Below are 20,855 nucleotides of genomic sequence, written 5' to 3'. Positions count from 1 at the left end.
TCCAGATGGGGTCTGAGGGCCGGCGCTCCACGGGCACCTGGTCAGATGCCGATGGGGTGCCAGACCGTCTTCGCCTCGACGAAGGCGGTCATGCCCGAGAGGCCGGGGTCGGCAGTCCAGTCCGGCTCGGCGGCGGGCGCGCGGCGTACTCGCTTGAGGTTGTCCGCGGCCGCCACCTCGAGGGAGGTCGCGAGCTCGGCGGACCCGGCCACGCCCACCAGGTCGATGGCGTTGACGTCCATGTGGGCGGACAGCCATGGGGCGAGTGTGGCGGCGTCACCGGTCAGGATGTTGATGACGCCACCGGGGACGTCGGAGGTGGCGAGGACCTCGGCGAAGGTGACTGCCGGCAGCGGACGCGCGTACGACGACACGACCACCGACGTGTTGCCCGTGACGATCACGGGGGCAACCACGGAGACCAGGCCGAGCAGCGACGAGGCCTGCGGGGCGAGGACGGCCACGACGCCGGTGGGCTCGGGGGCGGTGTGGTTGAAGAACGGTCCGGCGACCGGGTTGGCGTTGCCGATGACCTGGGCGAGCTTGTCGGCCCAGCCGGCGTACCAGACGAGACGGTCGACGGCCTGGTCCACCTGGTTGCGGGCGGCAGCAGCCGTGGCGCCTTCGGACTGGCGGATGGCCTCCTCGAACTGCGGGCGGCGGTCCTCCATCACCTCGGCGATCCGGTAGACGACCTGGCCGCGGTTGTAGGCAGTCCGCGACGACCAACCACGGAACGCTCCGCGGGCCGCGACGACGGCGTCCCGGACGTCCTTGCGCGATGCGAGGGCCGCGTTGGCCACGAACTTCCCCTTGCTGTCGGCCACTTCGTAGGAGTAGCCCGACTCCGAGCGCGGGAACGCGCCGCCGATGTAGAGCTTGTAGGTCTTCCGCACATCGATGCGCGCCATCAGAGGTCAGCTCCCTTGAGGTAGGCAGCCAGGCCCTGCCGGCCGCCCTCGCGGCCGTAGCCCGATTCCTTGTAGCCGCCGAACGGACTGGCCGGGTCGAACTTGTTGAACGTGTTCGCCCACACCACGCCGGCCCGGAGCTCGGACGCCATGTGCAGGATCCGCGAACCCTTCTCGGTCCAGACGCCCGCGGACAGGCCGTACGGCGTGTTGTTGGCCTTCTCGACGGCCTCGGCCGGCGTACGGAAGGTCAGCACGGACAGCACCGGTCCGAAGATCTCCTCGCGGGCGATCCGGTGAGCCTGGGTGACTCCGGTGAAGATCGTCGGCGGGAACCAGAAGCCGGACGACGGCAGGTCGCACGGCGGCGACCAGCGCTCGGCGCCCTCCTCCTCGCCGATGCCGGCGAGTTCGCGGATCCGCGTCAACTGCTCCGAGGAGTTGATGGCTCCGATGTCGGTGTTCTTGTCGAGCGGGTCGCCGACGCGCAGCGTGCCCATCCGGCGCTTCAACCTGGCGAGCAGTTCGTCGCGAATCGACTCCTGCACCAGCAACCGCGAGCCCGCACAGCAGACGTGGCCCTGGTTGAAGAAGATGCCGCCGACGATGCCCTCGACGGCCTGGTCGATCGCGGCGTCGTCGAAGACGATGTTGGCGGCCTTGCCGCCCAGTTCGAGGGTGGCCTTCTTGTCGGTGCCGGCGATCGAGCGAGCAATGGCCTTGCCGACGTCGGTCGAGCCCGTGAACGCGACCTTGTCGACGTCCGGGTGGCTGACGATGGCCTGACCCGTCGAGCCCGCACCGGTGATGATGTTGACGACGCCCGGCGGGAGGTCGGCCTGCTGGCAGATCTCCGCGAACAGCAGCGCCGTCAGTGGCGTGGTCTCGGCCGGCTTGAGGACGACGGTGTTGCCGCACGCCAGGGCCGGGGCGATCTTCCACGCCAGCATCAGCAGCGGGAAGTTCCACGGAATGATCTGGCCGGCGACGCCCAGCGGCTGCGGGTTCGGGCCCAGGCCAGCGTGCTCCAGCTTGTCGGCCCAGCCGGCGTAGTAGAAGAAGTGCGCGGCGACGATCGGTACGTCGACGTCGCGGCTCTCCTTGATCGGCTTGCCGTTGTCGATCGACTCCAGGACGGCCAGTTCGCGGCCGCGCTCCTGGATGATCCGGGCGATCCGGAAGAGGTACTTCGCCCGCTCCTTGCCCGACATCCGCGACCAGCCGCGGAACGCGCGCCGTGCGGCCTTCACCGCGAGGTCGACGTCGGCGTCACTGGCCTCGGCGATCTCAGCGAGGGTCTCCTCGGTGGCCGGGTTGATCGTCTTGAACGACGAGCCACGTCCGTCGACGAACTCGCCGTCGATGAACAGGCCGTACGACGGCTTGATGTCGACGATGCTGCGCGACTCGGGGGCCGGTGCGTACTCGAAGGTGTTCGACTTCTTGGGCATCAGATGGGTCCCTCAGTCCAGGGTGAAGTAGTCGGGACCGCTGTAGCGGCCGGTCGTCAGCTTGGTCCGCTGCATCAGCAGGTCGTTGAGGAGCGTCGAGGCGCCGAAGCGGAACCAGTCCGGGTCCAGCCAGTCCTCGCCGACGATCTCGTTGACCATGACGAGGTACTTGATCGCATCCTTGGTCGTCTTGATGCCGCCCGCCGGCTTCACACCGATCTGGACGCCGGTCGCCTCGCGGAAGTCGCGGACCGCCTCGAGCATCACGAGCGTGACCGGCAGGGTCGCGGCCGGTTGCACCTTGCCGGTGGAGGTCTTGATGAAGTCGGTGCCCGCGAGCATCGCCAGCCACGACGCGCGGCGGACGTTGTCGTAGGTCTGCAGTTCGCCGGTCTCGAAGATCACCTTGAGGTGGGCGTGCGTGCCGTCCGGTCGCGCGCACGCTTCGCGGACGGCGACGATCTCCTCGAACACCTGGAGGTAGTGGCCCGCGAGGAAGGCGCCGCGGTCGATCACCATGTCGATCTCGTCGGCACCCATCGCGACGGCGTCGCGGGTGTCGGCGAGCTTGATGGCCATGGACGCACGGCCGCTGGGGAACGCGGTGGCGACGGCCGCGACGTTCACCTTGTCGCCGACGATCGCCTTCACCTCGCCGACCAGGTCGCCGTACACACAGACGGCGGCGGTCGACGGGCAGGTGGGGTCGGCCGGATCAGGTCGCAACGCCTTGGCTGCCAGGGCCCGTACCTTGCCGGGAGTGTCCTGCCCCTCGAGGGTCGTCAGGTCGACCATGCGGATGGCGAGGTCGATCGCCCACGCCTTCGCGGTCGTCTTGATCGAGCGCGTCCCGAGTCCTGCTGCCCGTGCTTCGGCGCCGACCTGGTCGACGCCCGGCAGGCCGTGCAGGAACCGGCGCAGCGATGCTTCGCTGGCCGTCACTTCGGAGTACGCCGCGAGTCCCGGATGGGGGTCGGTGGGGGCGGTGGTCGGCATCTGCCCAGCATAGGGTTGCCGACGTGCAGAGCGAAGGTGTGAAGAAGACGGAGCGGTTCAGTACCGGCGGCATGGTCGGCGGAGTCGTCGGCATCGTCAGTGTCCTGGTCGTGGTGGTGCTGGCCACCGTCGACCCGACGGGCGACCTCCCGGCCTGGGCCTACGCGGCTGCCGCGTTCGTCGTGGCTGCCATCTGGGCCGTCCTGTTGCGCCCCGCCCTCGTCCTGGGCGAGCGTGAGGTCGAGGTGCGCAACATCCTGCACACCCGCTGGATCCCGTACACCCGGATCTCCGAGGTGAACGTCGAACTGGTGACCACGTTCGAGACCGACGAGGGCTCGTACGTCGCCAGTGGGTTCGGCCGCAGCCGGCGCAAGATCCGGCGCGACGGCCGTGGCCTGGTCGAGGAGCAGCCGAAGAACCCTTCGATGGGCTGGCTCGTCGAACAGAAGTTGCAACGCCGCATCGACGATGCGAAGTTCGCCAGCGGCGAGGACGGTCCGATCCGTCACGAGCGGGCGTGGCTCGAGATCGCCACGCTGTCGATCTCGGCCGTCGCGACGCTCGTGCTGGTGCTCGTCGGCTAGAGCCCTGCTGCGGTGGCGATGTCCGTGCGCAGCGCCAGCAGTCCGGTGGCCGCTTCGGTGCGTGCCGTCGCAACGTCCCCGTCGTGCACCGGTACGACGACTTCGAGGTAGCACTTGATCTTCGGCTCCGTGCCGCTCGGTCGTACGACGACACGACTGCCGTCCGCGGTGCGATAGCGCAGCCCGTCGGTCGGCGGCAGGTCCTTCGACCCGGCGGACAGGTCTTCCGCGGACACCACGGCGGAACCGCCGAGCGTGGCCGGGGGCGTGGCCCGCAACTGCGCCATCGCGGCGGCGATGATCGACAGGTCGGTCACCCGCACGGAGAGCTGGTCGGTCGCGTGCAGGCCGTAGGTGATGGCGATGTCGTCGAGCAGGTCGGGGAGCCCGCGGCCCTCGGCCTTCGCGGCGGCCGCGATCTCGCACAGCATCAGGGCAGCAGAGACGCCGTCCTTGTCGGCGACATGGGTCGGGTCGACGCAGTAGCCGAGCGCCTCCTCGTAGCCGAAGACGAGGTTCGGCAGCCGGCCGATCCACTTGAAGCCGGTGAGGGTCTCGACGTAGGGCTGGCCGTGCGCGGCGGCCATGGTGCCGAGCAGCGAGGACGACACGATCGAGGTGGCGTAGACGCCCTTCTTGCCTGAGCGCAGCAGGTGGTCGCCGAGCAGTGCGCCCACCTCGTCGCCGCGCAGCATCCGCCAGCCGTCCGGTCCGGGGACCGCTGCAGCGGCACGGTCGGCGTCGGGGTCGTTGGCGATCACGATGTCGGCGCCGTTGGCGGTGGCCAGGGCGATGGCGAGGTCGATCGCGCCCGGCTCCTCCGGGTTCGGGAACGCGACGGTCGGAAAGTCCGGGTCGGGGTGCTCCTGCTCGGGCACGATCTCCGGCGCGTCGAAGCCCGCGGTCTCGAGCACTGCAGGCAGTGCACTCGTGCCGACGCCGTGCAGGGGTGTGTAGACGATCTCCAGGTCGCGCGGCCCGTCGCCGGCGATACCGGCGGCGCGATCGAGGTAGGCATCGATGATGCCCTCGTCGAGCACCCGCCCCTTGGCGGACTTGAGTGACGCCCGCGGCACTGAAGCAAGCGAGCCGACCGCGTCGATCCGCTCGGCGATGCCGGTGTCGGCCGGCGGCACGATCTGGCTGCCGTCGCCGAGATACACCTTGTAACCGTTGTCCTGGGGCGGGTTGTGGCTCGCGGTCACCATCACGCCGGCGACGCACCCGAGTTCGCGGATCGCGAAGGCGAGCAGCGGCGTGGGCAGCGGACGGGGGAGCAGCAGCGGGCGCAGGCCGGCCCCGCTCATCACCTCGGCCGTGTCCTGGGCGAACACATCGGAGTTGTGGCGGGCGTCGTACCCGATGACGACGGAGGCGCCCGGCTCGGCGCCCTCGCTGAGGAGGTACGACGCCAGGCCGGCCGCCGCCCGGATCACGACGATGCGGTTCATCCGGTTGGGCCCGGCGCCGAGTTCGCCACGCAGGCCCGCCGTACCGAACTCAAGGGTGCCGCGGAAGCGGTCGGCCAGGTCGGCCTGCGCGTCGGCGTCGCCGCCCTCGACCGCCGCAATGATGCTGGTGAGCTCGGCCTTGGTGTGCTCGTCAGGGTCCTCGGCGAGCCAGGTGCGGGCTCGGGAGATGAGGACGTCGACGTCGGGCGTGGTCATGCAAGGCAGGTTAGTGCTCAGGCATCAATCGTGGTCATGTCGCCATAGCGGGCACCGGCCACGGCGTCGCGCGGTACGGCGGCTGCGAGTGCCGTCAGGTCGGCGTCGGTGAGCTCAACGGCTGCCGCCGCGGCGTTCTCCTCGAGGTACTTCACCCGCTTGGTTCCGGGGATCGGGGCGACGTCGTCACCCTGGGCGAGGACCCAGGCGAGCGCGAGCTGGCCGGGCGTGCAGCCGTGCTGGGCCGCGAGCGCGGTGATTCGGTCGACGAGCACCAGGTTGGCTGCCAGGTTGTCGCCCTGGAAGCGCGGGAAGTAGGCGGTCGAGCGGCTGTCGCCCGCTCCCGGCTCGGCGGTGATCGCACCGGTCAGGATCCCGCGGCCGAGCGGCGAGTAGGGCACCAGGCCGATGCCGAGCTCACGGATCGTCGGCAGGATCTCGTCCTCGATGTCGCGGGTGAAGAGCGAGTACTCCGTCTGCAGCGCCGTGATGGGGTGCACGGCGTGGGCGCGCCGGATGGTCTCGGCCGACGCCTCCGACAGACCGAGGTGACGCACCTTGCCGGCCTCGACCAGTTCCTTCATCGCGCCGACGGTCTCCTCGATGGGGACGGTCTTGTCGACGCGGTGCTGGTAGTAGAGGTCGAGGTGGTCGACGCCGAGCCGCTGCAGTGACGCATCGCAGGCGGCACGGACGTACTCCGGCGTTCCGTTGATCCGGATCCGGGTGCCGTCGGGTGCCCGCTCGTTGCCGAACTTCGTGGCCAGCTGGACCTCGTCGCGGCTGTGCGAACTGCCCGCGATGGCCTTGCCGACGAGCCGCTCGTTGGTGAAGGGCCCGTACATGTCGGCCGTGTCGAGGAAGGTGACGCCGAGGTCGAGGGCGCGGTGGATGGTGGCGATGCCGCCGGCTTCGTCCGGGGATCCGTAGAACTCCGACATGCCCATGCAGCCGAGGCCGAGAGCGGAGACGGTCAGAGGAGAGGTGGTACCGAGCGTGCGTGTCGAGATGGTCATGTGCACCAGCAAACACTCCGGGGCAAACCGGTGGTCGGCCATGATGGAGGTGTGCGCCGGTCCTTCGTCTTCGCGAGTTCGTGGGAGGTCGCCGCGCCCGTGGATGCCGTGGCGGCAACCCTGACCGACCTCGAGCACTACCCCGACTGGTGGCCCCAGGTGCGGGCCGTCGCGAAGCTCGGCCCGGACACGGCGTGGGTGCGCTGCCGGTCAGCCCTGCCGTACACGCTCGACCTGGTGCTCGACGCCGTGACCCGTACGGCGCCGGTCGTGGAGGTGAGGATCAGCGGCGACCTCGACGGGTTCGCCCGCTTCACGCTGTCGGCGACCGGAACCGGTACCCGCCTCGACTTCCGCCAGGAGGTCACCGTCACCGGTGCGCTGGGCCTGGCGTCCGGGGTGGCGCGGCCGCTCCTCACCTGGAACCACGAACGGATGATGGCCGGATGCCGCGAAGGGATGGCGCGTCAACTGCTCAGCGAGCGAGCAGTTGCTCCATCTCCTCGATCTCGGCCTTCTGGGCCTCGATGATGTTCTCGGCGAGGTCGATCGCATCGGGATGCTCGCCGTCCGACTTCTCGTCGTCGGCCATGTCGATCGCGCCTTCGTGGTGCTCGATCATCATCTCGAGCCACAGCGGTTCGAAGTCCTGGTCCTGAGCAGCCTCGAGGCGCTCCATCTCGTCCGCGCTCATCATCCCGGGCATGTCGGCGTCCATTCCGGACCCTCCGTCGCCGTGCGCATTGGCGTGGTCGCGCATGGTCTCGGGGACGGGCTGGTCCCAGTCGGCGAGCCAGCCGACCATCGACTCGATCTCCGGTCCCTGGGCCATCCGGATCTGCTCGACGAGTTCGGCCATGGCCGGAGTCAGGTCGCGCTCGTCGGCGAGATCGGCCATCGACAACGCCTGGGCGTGGTGCTGGATCATGTCCGTCGCGAAGTCGACGTCGGCCTGGTTGAAGTCCTCGTCCTCAGGGATGCTCGAGGACGCCATGTGGTCGCCGTGACCGCCATCGTCGGAGCAGGCGGCCAGGGCGAAAGGGGTGCTCGCAGCCAGCAGCAGCGCGACAAGTCTTCTCCGGGGACGCATTCCGGAAGTGTAGAGGCGCCCCCGGATCCGCTCACGTCGCGAGCGCGCGCTGCTTCGCGATGAACTTCGTGGCGGCCTTGTTCACGAAGATCGGAGCGAGCCGGCCGACCCGCCAGGCCATCCGGGCCTGACGCGGTTCGATGACCAGCGCCCGGTCGGCGGCCACGGCTTCGAGGACGCGCCGCGCCAGCAGGTCCGGGTCCACCGGGTTCTTGATGCCCTGGCCCTCGAGGTAGAAGTCGCGGCCGCGGAATCTGCCGACCTCACCCTTGTCGAGGATCGGGGTGTCGACGGCCGCCGGACAGACGGCGGTGACGCCGACGCCGTACGCCGCCGCCTCGGTGCGCAACGCCAGCGACATCCCGACCACCGCGTGCTTGGTCGTGACGTACGACGTCATCAGGCCGGCCGCCATCAGGCCACCCATCGACGCGGTGTTCACGATGTGTCCCGAGCCTTGCTTGATCATCTGTGGGTACGCCGCGTGGACGCCGTGGACGACGCCGCGGATGTTGACGTCGATGATCGCGTTCCACTGGTCGAGCGTCAGGTCCTCGGTGTTGCCGAGGAAGGTGATGCCGGCGTTGTTGAACATCAGGTCGAGGTGTCCGTGCTCGGCGACCACGGCGTCGACGGCCTGCTGCACCTCGTCGGCGGAGGTGACGTCGACGCGTCGCGCGGTCGCGGAGCCGAGCCCCTGCGCCGCACTCGCGACCGATTCCGCGCCGGCGAGGTCGAGGTCCGCGCACACGACGTGCGCGCCCGCAGCGACCAGGGCGCGGGTCAGGGACGCACCGATCCCGGATCCGCCGCCGGTGACAATCGCGGTCTTGCGGGTGAGGTCGGGGGCGCTCATGCGAAGGCCTTCTCGATCAGCCCGACGAGGTCGGGGTAGCGCTTGAGGTGGGCGCCGCCGTTGATGGCGAGCACCTCGCCGGTGATCCACGCGGCGTCGTCGGAGAGCAGGAAGCGGACCGCGGCGCCGATCTCGGACGGTTCGCCCGAGCGGCCGAGCGGGGTGTTCTCGAGGTAGTCCTCGCGGATGCCGGCGATGTCCATGGCGGGGGCGGTCAGGGGAGTGACGACCAGCCCGGGAGCGACGGCATTGACCCGCACGCCGCGCGAGCCGAGCTCGAGGGCGGTGACCTCGGTGAGCGCCACGAGGCCCGCCTTCGCTGCGCAGTACGCCGCCAGGCCGGTGCCGGGCTGACGGGCATTGAGCGACGACAGCGACACCAGCGAACCACCGTCGGCAACGCGCCGTCCGCCGTGCTTCAGCACCAGAAAGGCGCCGGTCAGGCAGACGTCGACGACCCGCCGCCACTCGGCTGCGTCGTGGTCGACCACCCGGGAGAGCGTGCTCACGCCGGCGCAGTTGACGACGCCGGTGAAGCTGCCGTGCTCGGCGACCACCCGCTCGAACAGCGCCTCGACCGAGGCCTCGTCGGTGACGTCGACATCCACCTCGGCGCCGGTCCCCGGGAGGTCGCCGATCACGACGCGATGGCCGGCGCCAGCCAGCGACTGGGCGGTGGCCGCCCCGATCCCCGAGGCGCCTCCGATGACGACCGTTACCCGCATTGAGCTGTCTCCTGACATTCGTCTGTTGCAGTTGACACGTGTCAACTGCTGGTCCTAACGTGACGCCCATCACCCGAAGTTGTCAAGCAGAACTGTTCAGGAGAAACGCATGCGTGGTTCGACCGTCGCCGTGATCGGGGCCGGCATCAGCGGCCTGACGATGAGCAAGATGCTCGCCGACTACGGGATCGAGTTCGTGACCTTCGAGTCCTCGGACCGGGTCGGCGGCAACTGGGCCTTCGGCAACCCGAATGGCCACAGCAGCGCCTACAAGTCGCTGCACATCGACACCTCGAAGCACCAGTTGTCCTTCAAGGACTTCCCGATGCCCGAGGAGTACCCCGACTTCCCGCACCACACCCAGGTCAAGGAATACCTCGACAGCTACACCGACGCCTTCGACCTGCGCCGGCGCATCGAGTTCGAGAACGGCGTGCTCGCTGCGCGCCGCCTTCCCACCGAGGAGGGCGGCGGCTGGGAGCTCGACACCGAGCGCACCGGCACCCGCCACTTCGACATCCTGCTCGTCGCCAACGGCCACCACTGGGACCCGCGGTTCGCCGAGAAGCCGGGCGAGTTCACCGGTACGACGATGCACTCGCACGCCTACATCGACCCGAGCACGCCGTACGACCTCACGGGCAAGCGGATCCTGATCATCGGCCTGGGCAACAGTGCCGCCGACATCGCGGTCGAGCTGTCGAGCAAGACGCTCGACAACGACGTGATGATCTCGACCCGCTCGAGTGCGTGGATCGTGCCGAAGTACTTCGCGGGCAAGCCGGCCGACAAGTACTACAAGACCTCGCCGCACATCCCGTTCGCGTGGCAGCGCAAGTTCGTCCAGATCATGCAGCCGATGACCGCAGGCCGGCCCGAGGACTACGGCCTGCCGACGCCCAACCACAAGTTCTTCGAGGCGCACCCGACGCAGTCGGTCGAACTGCCGTTGCGGCTCGGGTCGGGCGACCTCAGCGCCAAGGGCGACATCGAGCGCTTCGACGGCCAGACCGTGCACTTCGTCGACGGCACGTCCGCGGACTTCGACGTCGTCATCCACGCGACGGGCTACAACATCACGTTCCCGTTCTTCGATCCCGAGTTCCTCAGCGCGCCGGAGAACCACATCCGGCTGTACAAGCGGATCTTCAAGCCCGGCATCGAGGACCTCGCGTTCATCGGCTTCGCCCAGTCCACGCCGACCCTGTTCCCGTTCGTCGAGTGCCAGACGCGACTCGTCGCTGCCTGGCTGGCCGGTCGCTACGAACCGCCATCGGCGGCCGAGATGGAGCGCGTCATCGACGAGGACACGCAGAAGTACACCGCGCACATGGTGCAGCGGCCCCGTCACACCCAACAGCTCGACTTCTTCCTCTACGAGCACGACCTCCGGGTCAAGGAGATCCCTGCTGGTGGCGTCCGGGCGGGAGCGCGGCCGTGAGCGAGGAGGAGCGCACCTGGGCGCGGATGGTCGACCGGCGCAGCGTCAACCGCGGCGATCTTCGCCGCACCGCGCTGCTGGGGGCCTTCGACGAACTCCTGCGTGAGCAGACCCTCGAGCAGGTCAACGTCGCGGAGATCTCGCGTCGCGCCGGCGTGACCCGCTCGGCCTTCTACTTCTACTTCGAGAGCAAGGCCGTCGCTGTCCTCGCCCTGATGGCGGAGTTGTACGACGACGCGTCGGAAGCCACGGACCTCCTGGTCAAGGCCGAGGGTGATCCGCGCGAACGGGTCCGCAACGTCGTGGCCACCCTGTTCGACTCGGTGGACCGGACCCCGCACACGTACCGCGCGCTGCTCGAGGCGCGGGCCAGCACCCCGTCCGTGCAGGAACTCTGGGACGCGGGGCGCGCGGAGTTCGCGACCATGGTCGCCGACATGATCCGCCGGGAGCGGGGCAACGGCAATGCCGTCGACGGCCCCGATGCGGCAGCGCTCGCCGCCGTACTCCTCGACCTGAACGACTACTCGATCGAGCGGCACGCCCGCGGCACCGGACCGGGCCGGGAGCAACACATCGACGCCATCACCCACCTCTGGATCCAGGGCATCTACGGGAGCACTTCGTGACGACCTTCAGCTTCACCTCTTCGGGCGTGCGTTGTGCCGCCACCCACTTCGTCGGCGCCGCCGGGGCTCCGGTCGTCGTGCTCGCCCACGGGTTGGCGGGCACGCAGGACTCGGGCCTGGCGCCGTTCGCCGAGGCCTTCGCGGCCGCTGGCCTGCACGCCGTCACCTTCGACTACCGCGGGTTCGGAGCCAGCGACGGCGACCAGCGGCAGGTCGTTTCCCTCACCGACCAGATCGCCGACCTGAACGCCGCCGTCGATGCGGCGAAGCGGCTGCCGGGGGTCGATCCCGCCCGCATCGTGCTGTGGGGCATCTCGCTCGGCGGCGGCCACGTCGTGTCGGTCGCCGCGCAGCGGACCGATGTCGTCGCGGTGATCTCGGCGGTCCCGCTCGTCGACGGACTCGCGGCAGCGCGGCTCGCGACGAAGCACCATTCCGCAGGCCAGTTGCTCGCTTCGACGGGCCGTGGCATGGCCAGTGCCGTACGACGCAAGGCCGGCCGCGGACCGACGATGATCCCCGTCGTTGCTCACCCCGGTGAGACCGGTGCATTCACGATTCCGGGCGCCTACGAGGACTACTACGCCATCGCCGGTCCGACCTGGCGCAACGAGATCGCCGCGGACGTCGTGATGGAGCTCGGTGGCCGGGCCCCGGCGAAGGCGGCCGCAGAGCTGTCCGTGCCGTGGCTCGTGCAGGTCGCCGACTTCGATCGCAGCGCCCCGCTCCACGCCGCGATGAAGGCCGCCTTCAGTGGCCGGGCCGAGGTGCGCCACTACCCGGGCGACCACTTCGACCTGTTCCCCGGCAAGGCGTTCCACGAGCCGGCGGTGCAGCACGCGCTGCACTTCCTGAAGCGTCACCTCGGCCTGGCCGACGTGGTCGTGCCTGCGGTGGAGGTGGCCGGTGTCTGACACCGTCCGCGCACTCCTGCTTGAGCATGCCGAACGCGACTCCGTCGCACTGCGGTACGACGACCGCACCTGGACCTGGCGCGACTACATCGCCGGGGCGGCGGCCCGCGCCCACGTCCTGCGCGACATGGCAGAGGCCGCACGGCCGTTCCACGTCGGCGTACTGCTTCCGAACACGCCGGAGATGGCGCTGGCCATCGCCGCAGGCGCGATCGGCGGCCATGTCACGGCCGGCATCAACTCCACTCGTCGTGGCGCGGCGCTCGCCGCTGACATCCGCCGGGCGGACTGCCAGGTGCTGCTGACCGACACTGAGCACCTGCCGTTGCTCGACGGACTCGACCTCGGTGGCGCGGTGGTGGTCAACACCGACGACGCTGGGTGGGTGAGTCGGGTGGCGGCTGCGCCGACGAACACCGACGGGTTCCCCGACGTCGGCACCATGGACACGTTCATGCTGATCTTCACCTCGGGCACCAGCGGCGACCCGAAGGCGGTGCAGGTCGCCAACTTCATGGTCGTGATGGCCGGCACCATGCTCGTCGGCACGCACGGCCTGACGCAGGACGACGTCGCCTACTGTGCGATGCCGCTGTTCCACAGCAATGCCGTGCTGGCGTCGTTCGCCGTGAGTGCGGCATCGGGAGCCACGCTGGCGCTGGCCCAGTTCTCGGCGGGCCGCTTCCTCGAGGACCTCCGCCGCTACGGCGTGACCTACCTGAACTACGTCGGCAAGCCGCTGGCCTACGTGCTGGCCACGCCGGCGCGCCCCGACGACGCGGACAACCCGCTGCGCGTGGCTTTCGGCAACGAGGCATCCGAGCGTGACATCAAGGAGTTCGCCGAGCGCTTCGGCTGCACCGTCGTGGACGCGTTCGGATCGACGGAGTCGGCGATCATCATCCAGCGCAACGAGCACACGCCGCCCGGCTCGATCGGCGTTCCCTTCGAGGGCGTCGCCGTCTTCAGCCGTGCGACCGGGACGGAATGCCCCCGCGCCGAGTTCGACGAGCAGGGGCAGGTCGTGAACCTCGACGCCGCGGTGGGCGAACTGGTCAACACCCAGGGTGCGGGCTTCTTCTCCGGCTACTACAACGACGAGAAGTCGACGGCCGAGCGCCTCGACTCCGGGATGTTCTGGTCCGGCGACCTCGCCTACCGCGACGCCGACGGCTTCGTCTTCCTCGCCGGCCGCACTGGTGACTGGCTACGCGTCGACGGCGAGAACCTCTCCGCGACGCCCATCGAGCAGTTGCTCCTGCGCCACGAGGCGATCTCCCAGGCGGCGGTCTACGCCGTCGCCGATGAACGCGTGGGCGACCAGGTGATGAGTGCGCTGGTGCTGCGGCAGGGCGCCGTACTGACGCCGGAGGACTTCGGTGCGTTCCTGCACGCGCAGTCGGATCTGTCACCGAAGGCGTGGCCCCGCTACGTACGGATCGCCCCATCGCTACCGAGTACGGCGACCAACAAGGTGCTCAAGCGGGAACTGCGGGCCGAGGGCATGACGACCGCTGATCCGGTGTGGGTGCGCGGCGAGAGGGACAGGTCCTACCGATGAGCTTCGACGTGATCGTGAAGAACGGCCGGTGGTTCGACGGGACGGGCGCCGCTTCGGCGGTGCGCAACCTCGGCATCCGCGACGGCCGGGTGGCGTCGGTCAGCGAGACCGACCTCGACGAGACGGGCTGTCCGCGGGTCATCGACGCCGCCGGCCACTGGGTGATCCCGGGCATGGTCGACATCCACACGCACTACGACGTCGAGGTGCTGGTGCAGCCTGCACTCGTCGAGTCGCTGCGCCACGGCGTCACGACGATCCTCCTCGGCTCCTGCTCGCTGTCGACGATCCATGCGAGTCCGTCGGACGCCGGCGACCTGTTCGGTCGGGTCGAGGCGATCCCGCGTCCGTACGTCGTCGGGGCGCTGGACGACATCAAGACCTGGACCACAGCGGGGGAGTACGTCGCCGCGCTGGAGACCCTGCCGCTCGGGCCGAATGTCGCCGCATTCATCGGGCACTCCGACATCCGCGCCGCCAGGATGGGACTCGAGCGCTCGACCGACGCCGCGGTGAAGCCGACTGCGGCCGAGTTGGCGCAGATGGAGGCCGACCTGGTCGACGCACTCGATGCCGGTTTCGTCGGGATGTCCTCGCAGCAGCTGATGTTCGACAAGCTGGACGGCGAGGTCTGTCGCTCGCGCACACTGCCGTCGACGTACGCACGACGCAAGGAGCGGCGCCGGCTCAACAAGGTGCTGCGCGCCCGCGGCCGGGCCCTGCAGGGTGGGCCGGACGTGTCGAAGCCGCAGAGCCTCGTCGGGATGGCTTTTTCCAGCTGTGGCTGGGGATTCAAGCCGGCGTTGAAGGTCAGCCTGCTGTCGGCCGCCGACATCAAGGCGATCCCGATGGTCGCGCACATGTTCCCGTTCATCGCCCGCTGGGTGAACCGGTTCGGTGGCAACTTCCGCTTCCAGCACCTGCCGGTGCCGTTCGAGGTCTACGCCGACGGCATCGCGCTGGTGGTGTTCGAGGAGTTCGGTTCGGGTGCTGCGGCGCTGCACCTCTCGAACCAGGTCGACGAGCAACGAGCGCTTCTCGCTGACGAGGACTACCGCCGTGCATTCCGCAAGGAGTACGGCATGAAGTACGGGCCGCGGGTGTGGCATCGGGACTTCTTCGACGCAGAGATCGCCGAGTGCCCGGACGCGTCCGTGATCGGCAAGACCTTCGGCCAGGTCGGCGTGGACCGCGGCGACGTACACCCGGTCGACGCGTTCCTTGACCTCGTCGTCGAGTACGGCGACAAGGTCCGTTGGCGTACGACGATCTCCAACCACCGACCTGAGGTGCTGGATCGTTTCGCCGCGGACCCCGGGGTTCAGCTGGGCTTCTCCGACGCCGGCGCGCACCTGCGCAACATGGCGTTCTACAACTTCGGCCTGCGGCTGCTGCGGCGGGTCCGCGACGCCGAGCAGGCAGGCAAGCCGTTCATGACGGTGGAGCACGCGGTGCACCGACTGACCGGCGAGCTCGCTGATTGGTACGACGTCGATGCCGGCCACCTGCGCGTGGGGGATCGCGCGGACCTGGTCGTCATCGATCCGGCTCGTCTCGACGCGTCGCTGGACGACTACGCCGAGGACCCGATCCCGGCGTTCGGCGGGCTGTCGCGGATGGTGAACCGCAACGACGCCACGGTCGTCTCCGTGCTCGTGGGCGGTACGGAGGTGTTCGCTGGGGGTGCTGTTGGGTCGGCTGTCGGAGTGCGGCGGACGGGAGAGTTCCTGCGGGCTGGTGCTGGGCGCTTGGGGGTCCGGGGCTAGCGACGCACAGAGGCAAACCGCACGACCGTGGTACCGGCCCTGACCTTGCTGTCACCCGGGTACGACGCCACGACGGCGTACCTGCCGACCCTCAGCCTCGGCAGCCACACGGTCGCGAGGCCGGCCTCGTTGAGCCTGATCCGGGTGGTCCGGAGCACCGTGCCGTTGCTGTTCTTCAACCGCACCGTGATGACCCCGGTTGCGGCGCCGACCCCGCCCCCGGTCACGCGGATCCGGAGGCTGCCCGTGCGCCAGGGGGTGGGCTTGCGGTTCCAGCCGATGCTCCACACCGCAGCGACCCTGGCCACGGTGAAGGTCGTGGAACTGGTCGTCGGGTTCACGTTCGCGTCGCCGGCGTAGGTGGCGACCAGTGCGTAGGTGCCGGGCTGTCGCCGGGACAGGGCGACGGTTGCTGAGTCGTCGGCGTCGAGCGGCGCCGAGGTGGTCGCGAGGACCGCGCCAGCGAGGGTCTTCACCTGGACCAGGACATTCCCCGTGGGGGATCCGACCGAGGGACTGATGAACACCGTCGCGGACCCAGCCACCAGCGGTGTCGGAACCCTGGTCACCAAGATCGAGGCGGTCGAGGTCGCCTTTTCGATCGTGTAGACGAGGGTTCCTTCTGCCTCGGTGATGTCGCCATTGCCCGGGTAGAACACCGTGAGCGTGTAGTTGCCGGCGTATCCGGGGAGCAGGGTCACCTCCACTGTGCCGTCGACCAGAGGCAGCGTGTCGGTGGTGAGTACGACGTCGGCACTGTCGGTGACCGTGGTCTTGACGGTGCCGGTGGCGGGAGTGCCTTCAGCATCCGCGACGGTGATGTTCGCGAGGCCCGCGTTGTCCTGGGTCGCGGCGGAGTTCAACGAGACGGTCACGATGCCCGGCTCGGCTGCGCGCACGCCAGCGCCCACTCCCGCGGCCTGGGACACGGGAGTGCCGGCCGGACTCAGGACGGACGCTCCCGTGACGGCGAGAGCGACGGTGACGAGGCCGGCGATGCTCCGGCGTACGGACTTCATCGGCTTCCCTTCAAGAACGAGCATACGACTTTTGTCGCCAGGGCGGTGCTGTCAGGCAGGGCGCTCGGGGCTGTGGACAAGTCCGCCTCATCTGGGTCAGGTGTCGGTCCTCGGTGATCCAATACTCGTATGGCAATCGGGTGCGGGCAGGGCGAGGTGGTGGAGATGTCGCCTGCTGCTGTTCTGGCGTTCGCCGAGGCCGAGCACGCGAGGCGTATGGATGCTGAGCGGAACCTGTTGAAGGCTGCGTATCAGTGGGCGGTCCTGCATCACCCGGACCGGTTGGCGCCGGGTGAGAAGCGGGGTCGGGAGCGGGCGAAGCGCGCTGGTGGTGCGGGGACTCCGTTGATCACTGAGTACGCCGCTGCGGCGTTCGGTGCCCGGATCCAGACCTCGCCGTTCGGTGCGAAGAAGTTGATCGCGGACGCGGTCGACATCGTGCTGCGGTTGCCGCGGATCCAGGCCGGTGTCGACGCGGGAACCGTGCGCACCGGTCATGCCCGCCACGTCGCGGAAGCGACCCGGGACCTGTCGGAGTCTGAGGCGGCGTGGGTCGATGCCGAGGTCGCGGAGTCCTGTGACGGGCGCCTGTCGTGGGCGCGGTTCGAGGCCCTGGTGGAGGGCAAGGTCGCTGCCGCGGCCCCTGAGTTGGCGCGGTTGAAGGAAGAAGCCGCTGCGCGGGAGGTGTTCGCGCGGATGTCGCGGGTCAACAAGCACGGGATGGCGACCTACACGGTCCACGGTGATGCGTTGACGATTGCCGGGATCAACGCCGCCGTGAACGCGGTCGCCGATTCCGAGGACCTCAAAGCGTTGATGCCTGGCGCGACGGCCAACGAACGTCGCGTCGCCGCCGTGGCGCGGCTGATGAACCCGGCTGCCCACCTCGACCCGACGGTGGGTCCGGTCAAGGTTCGGGTGAAGGTCTACCTGCACCTGTACGGCGATTCGCCCATCGCGCGTCTGGAGGGCCACGGGCCGGTCACTACCGAGTGGGTGCGGCACCGGCTGGGCCTGGGTGGGAACGTGCGGGTGACGCCGGTGGTGGATCTGAACAACCAGGTCCCGGTCGATGCCTACGAGATCCCGGCCCGGATGAGGGAGGCGGTGCGGTTGATCCATCCCGGCGACGTGTTCCCGTTCGCGGCGAACACCGGTCGGCGGATGGATCTGGACCACGCCGTGCCCTATTCGGAGGGCGGGCCTACCGCTGTCGGGAATCTGGGCCCGCTCACAAGGACCCACCACCGGATCAAGACCCATGCGTGTTGGGAAGTGCGACAACCCTTCCCCGGGATCGTCGTGTGGCGAGATCCCTACGGGGCGCACTACCTGGTCGATGCGACCGGAACGAGGAGAGTCACCGGCACCCCCGGCGGCCAGTGCCTCACGCCCGCAGAACTCCACTTCACCCAGACACTCGTCAACTACGTCGCCGCCTGACCGCGGCGATCGGAGAGCGTCGTTTGCAATGATCTGTCCGTGACATCAACCCGTCGGCGCCTTCTGCGGCTCGTGAACGTGCTGGTTGCTGTCGTCTGGGCGGGTCTTGCGGTGAGCCTCGCCTTGTCCGTAGGCGAGCGGTCGACAGCCGCGGGCAGGACCGTCGCGATCCTGCTGAGCATCGGGGCTGCGATGGTGTCCCTGCGTTGCGTGGTCCCGACCCGCCGTACCCGCCAGCCGCGAAGCGTCGCCTGACACTGCCGCGCTGTCTGCCGCAAATGCAGGACCTGGGCGGCGGTCTCGCGACCGGCCACCCAGGCAGCCCCTGCCGATGTGGTCGGACCACTGTTTACGGATCACGGTCGCCACACAGGATCGAAACCTGCCCTAGCCCGTCCGCCTCAGGGGCGAGGCGAGACCGCGAGGCTACCTCGGCACGTGAGCCTTGAGCATGAGAAATATGCCCGCTCCGCTCGCTCGAGCCGGAATCGCGGAGTCAGTAGACCGCGACTGAGAACTCGCCCTGATTGTCGGCGAAGACGACCACTGCAACCCAGCCAATGTCGTCGATGGTCATGTCGCAGATGACGCTGAGGCCGGGGCCTACCTTGGAGGTCTCGGGACACTCGACCATGGTCGGAGTTCCGCCGTCGTCCTCGATCGCTTTCCGAAGCGCCGGTTCCAACGCGCTCTCGGCAACCTGCCCCTGAGATGTCTCGGCGCTGCCGTACAGCACGTAGTTGTCGAAGCCAGTGGCAGCGAAGATCATGAAGGCCACGACAGCGCCGATGATGACGACACCGAGCAACGCAAGCGCGCTGAGCACGATCGCAGTAATCGCAAGGCCCTTGCCTTGGCGCGGAGCCTGGCCGCCAGGGCCGGCGGGGTAGGTCCACGGTGAAGGAGCGGCAGATTCGGTCGAGGTCATGGGCTGAGGCTAGGGGAGGCCTCGCTTGGACAGACCGAACCTAGCCGGGGATCTGGCCGCCGACCTCGGCGCCTGTGTCGAAGAAGTGGTCGAGGTACTCGGGCACGTCCAGGGCGCTCTGCCTCAGCAACGAGTAGACCTCGGTCCCCTGCTGGGGCTTGCCGTCGAAACGGAACGCTTGGGCCAGGCCGGTGTAGGCGCATTCGAGGTCCTTCGCATAGGACTTGGCCTCTGCTTCGGCGAGCGCGATCGCCTTCTTGAAGGACTTCGCCCGCCAGAGAGTGATCCGTTCCTCGTAGAACTTCTCGTCAGGCTGCAGGTCGTGCGGTCCCCAGGGTCCGTTCTGCGCGTCGACGAAGATGCAGCGGACGCCGTACCAGGACTTGCTGCGGGACTTCTTGCTGCGGGATTTCTTCGTCACGCGGCCACCCTACGCAGATGCAGGCGACCAGCTGCCTACGCGGTGCGGTACTCCGCGATCCGCTCGCCCAGCTCGTCGAACAACCCCTGGTTGAGCGAGAAGACCACGCGAACCTCGTCGACCACGCGGGTGACGTCGTCGGCTGACAGGCCGAGGCCGTCGAGGCTGGCGCGGTAGTTGTCCTTGTACGGCTTGGGCTTGGGGATCTCCGGGAAGTCGTAGAACGAGATGCCCTGGCCCTCGGGGAGGTCGAAGGTGCGCTGCAGGACGCGTCCGATGACCTGGCCGCCGGAGAGGTCGCCGAGGTAGCGCGTGTAGTGGTGGGCGAGGAGCAGGCCGCCCCAGGCGCCGCCGGCGCGGATCCGGGCGACGTAGGCCGCGGCGGCGGGGGAGTTGATGTTCTCGGCGTCGACGCCGGGCGCCCAGTACGCGAGGTCGGCGTCGATCGCGGCGAGGCGTTCGAGGGCGGTGTCGTGGACCGCGGCGACGATCGGGTCGGCGGCGTTTGCGGTGACGGTCTCCTCGAGCGCGGAGTAGACGCGGCGCAGGCGGAGCAGCAGGTCGGCGTACGCGGCGGCCGTCAGCTTGCCGTCGAGGAGCTCGGCCATGAAGACCGAGCTCTCTGCGGCCACGTGCTCGGCACGGGAACCCTCGCGCATGGCGGTGGAGAGGGTCAGGTCCTCGTCACGGATGGTGGTGGCCACGGACATGGCGGTGTGCTCCTCGAGCAGAAGATGATCGACAACTTACTGACTAAGTGTCAGCAAGTTGGAGTGCCCTGTCAAGACGACAGCGACACATTTCTTAGGTTTGCCTAACTGGCCGACAAGGGAGCCGACGAGCAGGAGTCAGTTCATGTGGCCGAGGCCGCGCAGGACGAACTCCTCGACCGCGGCCAATGGCAGTTGCCGCGTGGCCAGGGCGGCGTGCAGCAACGACATCGCGGCCTTGCGGTCCGAGACGCGGAACGCGCCGCTGGCGATCCCCTCGTCGAGGATGTCCTCGAGGACTTCCTCCACCGCGGCCACGTGGTCGTGGATCTTCTCCATCGCCTCTTCCGAGAGCAGGTGGTAGAGAATCCCGCCCATGCCGGTGTGGAATTGCTGGCCGGCCTGGAGCTGGTGGCGCAGGTAGACCCGGATCTTCGCGACCGGGTCCGGGACCAGGTCCAGGTCCCGGCGCAGGTCGGCCAGGTAGGTCGCCGTCTCCTCCGTCGCGAAGGAGACGACGACCGCTTCCTTGTCCTTGAAGTGGTGATAGATCGCCGTACGACCGATGCCCGCCCGCGCCGCGATCTGCGCCATCGTGATGGCGTCGAAGCTGCGCTCGTCCATCAGGTCGCCGAAGGCCGTGAAGATCTGCCGCCGCACCATGTCGCGGTGGGCGGGAACGGTGTCTGCGGCGATCTTCGGCACGGTTCCGATTCTAGGTCGG

Annotated in this window: 22 protein-coding genes; 9 read left to right on the top strand and 13 right to left on the bottom strand. The window is 68.9% G+C overall.

Annotated elements, in window-relative coordinates; genetic code table 11:
• Positions 1–41 precede the first annotated feature (41 nt).
• The 3 genes from HRC28_RS21570 to deoC are packed head-to-tail and all read right to left on the bottom strand — an operon-like array spanning position 42 to position 3,358.
• Positions 42–911: an aldehyde dehydrogenase family protein gene (locus HRC28_RS21570; RefSeq protein WP_182377423.1), complete on the bottom strand. Its 870-nt coding sequence runs from the start codon at positions 909–911 to the stop codon at positions 42–44.
• Positions 911–2,362 carry an aldehyde dehydrogenase family protein gene (locus HRC28_RS21565; protein WP_182377422.1) on the bottom strand — a complete coding sequence of 484 codons (1,452 nt, stop codon included), beginning with the start codon at positions 2,360–2,362 and terminating at the stop codon, positions 911–913. Before HRC28_RS21565 ends, HRC28_RS21570 begins: the two co-directional genes overlap by 1 nt.
• Before the next feature lie 12 nt (positions 2,363–2,374).
• Positions 2,375–3,358, bottom strand: coding sequence for a deoxyribose-phosphate aldolase (deoC, locus tag HRC28_RS21560; RefSeq protein WP_182377421.1), 984 nt, complete (start codon positions 3,356–3,358; stop codon positions 2,375–2,377).
• A gap of 23 nt (positions 3,359–3,381) precedes the next feature.
• On the opposite strand from deoC, the gene HRC28_RS21555 reads away from it, so the two are divergent.
• Complete coding sequence (locus tag HRC28_RS21555) at positions 3,382–3,945, top strand: hypothetical protein (protein WP_182377420.1); 564 nt, start codon at positions 3,382–3,384, stop codon at positions 3,943–3,945.
• Here HRC28_RS21555 and HRC28_RS21550 read toward each other — a convergent pair.
• Both HRC28_RS21550 and HRC28_RS21545 read right to left on the bottom strand, forming a co-directional pair.
• The gene (locus HRC28_RS21550) at positions 3,942–5,612 is read right to left on the bottom strand and encodes a phospho-sugar mutase (protein ID WP_182377419.1); all 1,671 of its coding nucleotides are present in this window, start codon (positions 5,610–5,612) and stop codon (positions 3,942–3,944) included. The two genes, HRC28_RS21555 and HRC28_RS21550, sit on opposite strands and share 4 nt — an antisense overlap.
• Positions 5,613–5,629: 17 nt before the next feature.
• Complete coding sequence (locus HRC28_RS21545; RefSeq protein ID WP_182377418.1) at positions 5,630–6,628, bottom strand: aldo/keto reductase; 999 nt, start codon at positions 6,626–6,628, stop codon at positions 5,630–5,632.
• 51 nt (positions 6,629–6,679) lie between these two features.
• On the opposite strand from HRC28_RS21545, the gene HRC28_RS21540 reads away from it, so the two are divergent.
• Positions 6,680–7,159 carry an SRPBCC family protein gene (locus HRC28_RS21540; RefSeq protein ID WP_182377417.1) on the top strand — a complete coding sequence of 160 codons (480 nt, stop codon included), beginning with the start codon at positions 6,680–6,682 and terminating at the stop codon, positions 7,157–7,159.
• Here the strand turns inward: HRC28_RS21540 and HRC28_RS21535 are convergent.
• From HRC28_RS21535 to HRC28_RS21525, 3 genes are read right to left on the bottom strand one after another with little or no spacing between them, the layout of a single operon-like run.
• The gene (locus tag HRC28_RS21535; RefSeq protein ID WP_182377416.1) at positions 7,104–7,718 is read right to left on the bottom strand and encodes a DUF305 domain-containing protein; all 615 of its coding nucleotides are present in this window, start codon (positions 7,716–7,718) and stop codon (positions 7,104–7,106) included. The genes HRC28_RS21540 and HRC28_RS21535 overlap by 56 nt on opposite strands.
• 31 nt (positions 7,719–7,749) lie before the next feature.
• Complete coding sequence (locus HRC28_RS21530; protein WP_182377415.1) at positions 7,750–8,574, bottom strand: SDR family oxidoreductase; 825 nt, start codon at positions 8,572–8,574, stop codon at positions 7,750–7,752.
• Positions 8,571–9,299, bottom strand: coding sequence for an SDR family NAD(P)-dependent oxidoreductase (locus tag HRC28_RS21525; protein ID WP_237111601.1), 729 nt, complete (start codon positions 9,297–9,299; stop codon positions 8,571–8,573). The genes HRC28_RS21530 and HRC28_RS21525 overlap by 4 nt, the downstream gene beginning before the upstream one ends.
• A 109-nt stretch (positions 9,300–9,408) precedes the next feature.
• On the opposite strand from HRC28_RS21525, the gene HRC28_RS21520 reads away from it, so the two are divergent.
• Genes HRC28_RS21520 through HRC28_RS21500 form a run of 5 tightly spaced genes read left to right on the top strand, consistent with a single transcriptional unit; the run spans position 9,409 to position 15,610 of the window.
• A complete protein-coding gene (locus tag HRC28_RS21520; protein WP_182377413.1) occupies positions 9,409–10,740 on the top strand; it encodes an NAD(P)-binding domain-containing protein in 1,332 nt (443 codons plus the stop codon).
• Entirely contained in the window at positions 10,737–11,369 is a 633-nt protein-coding gene (locus HRC28_RS21515; protein ID WP_182377412.1) for a TetR/AcrR family transcriptional regulator, read from the top strand. Before HRC28_RS21520 ends, HRC28_RS21515 begins: the two co-directional genes overlap by 4 nt.
• Positions 11,366–12,283, top strand: coding sequence for an alpha/beta fold hydrolase (locus tag HRC28_RS21510; RefSeq protein ID WP_182377411.1), 918 nt, complete (start codon positions 11,366–11,368; stop codon positions 12,281–12,283). Before HRC28_RS21515 ends, HRC28_RS21510 begins: the two co-directional genes overlap by 4 nt.
• Positions 12,276–13,844, top strand: a complete 1,569-nt coding sequence (fadD1, locus tag HRC28_RS21505; protein ID WP_182377410.1) for a fatty-acid--CoA ligase FadD1 — start codon at positions 12,276–12,278, stop codon at positions 13,842–13,844. Before HRC28_RS21510 ends, fadD1 begins: the two co-directional genes overlap by 8 nt.
• Positions 13,841–15,610 (top strand): amidohydrolase family protein, encoded by a 1,770-nt coding sequence (locus HRC28_RS21500; RefSeq protein ID WP_182377409.1) that lies wholly within the window; start codon positions 13,841–13,843, stop codon positions 15,608–15,610. Before fadD1 ends, HRC28_RS21500 begins: the two co-directional genes overlap by 4 nt.
• Here HRC28_RS21500 and HRC28_RS21495 read toward each other — a convergent pair.
• Positions 15,607–16,629 carry an Ig-like domain-containing protein gene (locus tag HRC28_RS21495; protein ID WP_182377408.1) on the bottom strand — a complete coding sequence of 341 codons (1,023 nt, stop codon included), beginning with the start codon at positions 16,627–16,629 and terminating at the stop codon, positions 15,607–15,609. The two genes, HRC28_RS21500 and HRC28_RS21495, sit on opposite strands and share 4 nt — an antisense overlap.
• Positions 16,630–16,758: 129 nt before the next feature.
• Here HRC28_RS21495 and HRC28_RS21490 point away from each other — a divergent pair, with 129 nt between their 5' ends.
• Together HRC28_RS21490 and HRC28_RS21485 are read left to right on the top strand one after the other, a co-directional pair.
• The gene (locus HRC28_RS21490; RefSeq protein ID WP_182377407.1) at positions 16,759–18,072 is read left to right on the top strand and encodes an HNH endonuclease signature motif containing protein; all 1,314 of its coding nucleotides are present in this window, start codon (positions 16,759–16,761) and stop codon (positions 18,070–18,072) included.
• A 39-nt stretch (positions 18,073–18,111) separates the two neighbouring features.
• On the top strand, positions 18,112–18,327 hold the full coding sequence (locus HRC28_RS21485; RefSeq protein WP_182377406.1) for a hypothetical protein: 216 nt from the start codon (positions 18,112–18,114) through the stop codon (positions 18,325–18,327).
• Between the two features lie 241 nt (positions 18,328–18,568).
• Here the strand turns inward: HRC28_RS21485 and HRC28_RS21480 are convergent, their stop codons facing one another.
• From HRC28_RS21480 to HRC28_RS21465, 4 genes are all read right to left on the bottom strand, one after another.
• Entirely contained in the window at positions 18,569–19,000 is a 432-nt protein-coding gene (locus HRC28_RS21480) for a DUF4333 domain-containing protein (RefSeq protein WP_182377405.1), read from the bottom strand.
• A gap of 40 nt (positions 19,001–19,040) precedes the next feature.
• Entirely contained in the window at positions 19,041–19,421 is a 381-nt protein-coding gene (locus tag HRC28_RS21475) for a hypothetical protein (protein WP_202033143.1), read from the bottom strand.
• A 35-nt stretch (positions 19,422–19,456) separates the two neighbouring features.
• Positions 19,457–20,131, bottom strand: coding sequence for a biliverdin-producing heme oxygenase (locus HRC28_RS21470; RefSeq protein WP_182377404.1), 675 nt, complete (start codon positions 20,129–20,131; stop codon positions 19,457–19,459).
• A gap of 138 nt (positions 20,132–20,269) precedes the next feature.
• Positions 20,270–20,836 (bottom strand): TetR/AcrR family transcriptional regulator, encoded by a 567-nt coding sequence (locus HRC28_RS21465; RefSeq protein WP_182377403.1) that lies wholly within the window; start codon positions 20,834–20,836, stop codon positions 20,270–20,272.
• Positions 20,837–20,855: the final 19 nt, after the last annotated feature.

Origin of the sequence: Nocardioides sp. WS12, assembly GCF_014108865.1 — a bacterium.
GTDB lineage: Bacteria > Actinomycetota > Actinomycetes > Propionibacteriales > Nocardioidaceae > Nocardioides.
Note: the sequence above shows the minus strand (reverse complement) of the source record. Positions and strands in the feature narration are given on the sequence as shown.

Excerpts from the sequence above, each read along its gene's own strand:
- HRC28_RS21570 (WP_182377423.1), bottom strand. The coding sequence starts at position 911 with ATGGCGCGCATCGATGTGCGGAAGACCTACAAGCTCTACATCGGCGGC.
- HRC28_RS21565 (WP_182377422.1), bottom strand. The coding sequence starts at position 2,362 with ATGCCCAAGAAGTCGAACACCTTCGAGTACGCACCGGCCCCCGAGTCG.
- deoC (WP_182377421.1), bottom strand. The coding sequence starts at position 3,358 with ATGCCGACCACCGCCCCCACCGACCCCCATCCGGGACTCGCGGCGTAC.
- HRC28_RS21550 (WP_182377419.1), bottom strand. The coding sequence starts at position 5,612 with ATGACCACGCCCGACGTCGACGTCCTCATCTCCCGAGCCCGCACCTGG.
- HRC28_RS21545 (WP_182377418.1), bottom strand. The coding sequence starts at position 6,628 with ATGACCATCTCGACACGCACGCTCGGTACCACCTCTCCTCTGACCGTC.
- HRC28_RS21535 (WP_182377416.1), bottom strand. The coding sequence starts at position 7,718 with ATGCGTCCCCGGAGAAGACTTGTCGCGCTGCTGCTGGCTGCGAGCACC.
- HRC28_RS21530 (WP_182377415.1), bottom strand. The coding sequence starts at position 8,574 with ATGAGCGCCCCCGACCTCACCCGCAAGACCGCGATTGTCACCGGCGGC.
- HRC28_RS21525 (WP_237111601.1), bottom strand. The coding sequence starts at position 9,299 with ATGCGGGTAACGGTCGTCATCGGAGGCGCCTCGGGGATCGGGGCGGCC.
- HRC28_RS21520 (WP_182377413.1), top strand. The coding sequence starts at position 9,409 with ATGCGTGGTTCGACCGTCGCCGTGATCGGGGCCGGCATCAGCGGCCTG.
- HRC28_RS21500 (WP_182377409.1), top strand. The coding sequence starts at position 13,841 with ATGAGCTTCGACGTGATCGTGAAGAACGGCCGGTGGTTCGACGGGACG.
- HRC28_RS21495 (WP_182377408.1), bottom strand. The coding sequence starts at position 16,629 with ATGAAGTCCGTACGCCGGAGCATCGCCGGCCTCGTCACCGTCGCTCTC.
- HRC28_RS21490 (WP_182377407.1), top strand. The coding sequence starts at position 16,759 with ATGGCAATCGGGTGCGGGCAGGGCGAGGTGGTGGAGATGTCGCCTGCT.
- HRC28_RS21480 (WP_182377405.1), bottom strand. The coding sequence starts at position 19,000 with ATGACCTCGACCGAATCTGCCGCTCCTTCACCGTGGACCTACCCCGCC.
- HRC28_RS21470 (WP_182377404.1), bottom strand. The coding sequence starts at position 20,131 with ATGTCCGTGGCCACCACCATCCGTGACGAGGACCTGACCCTCTCCACC.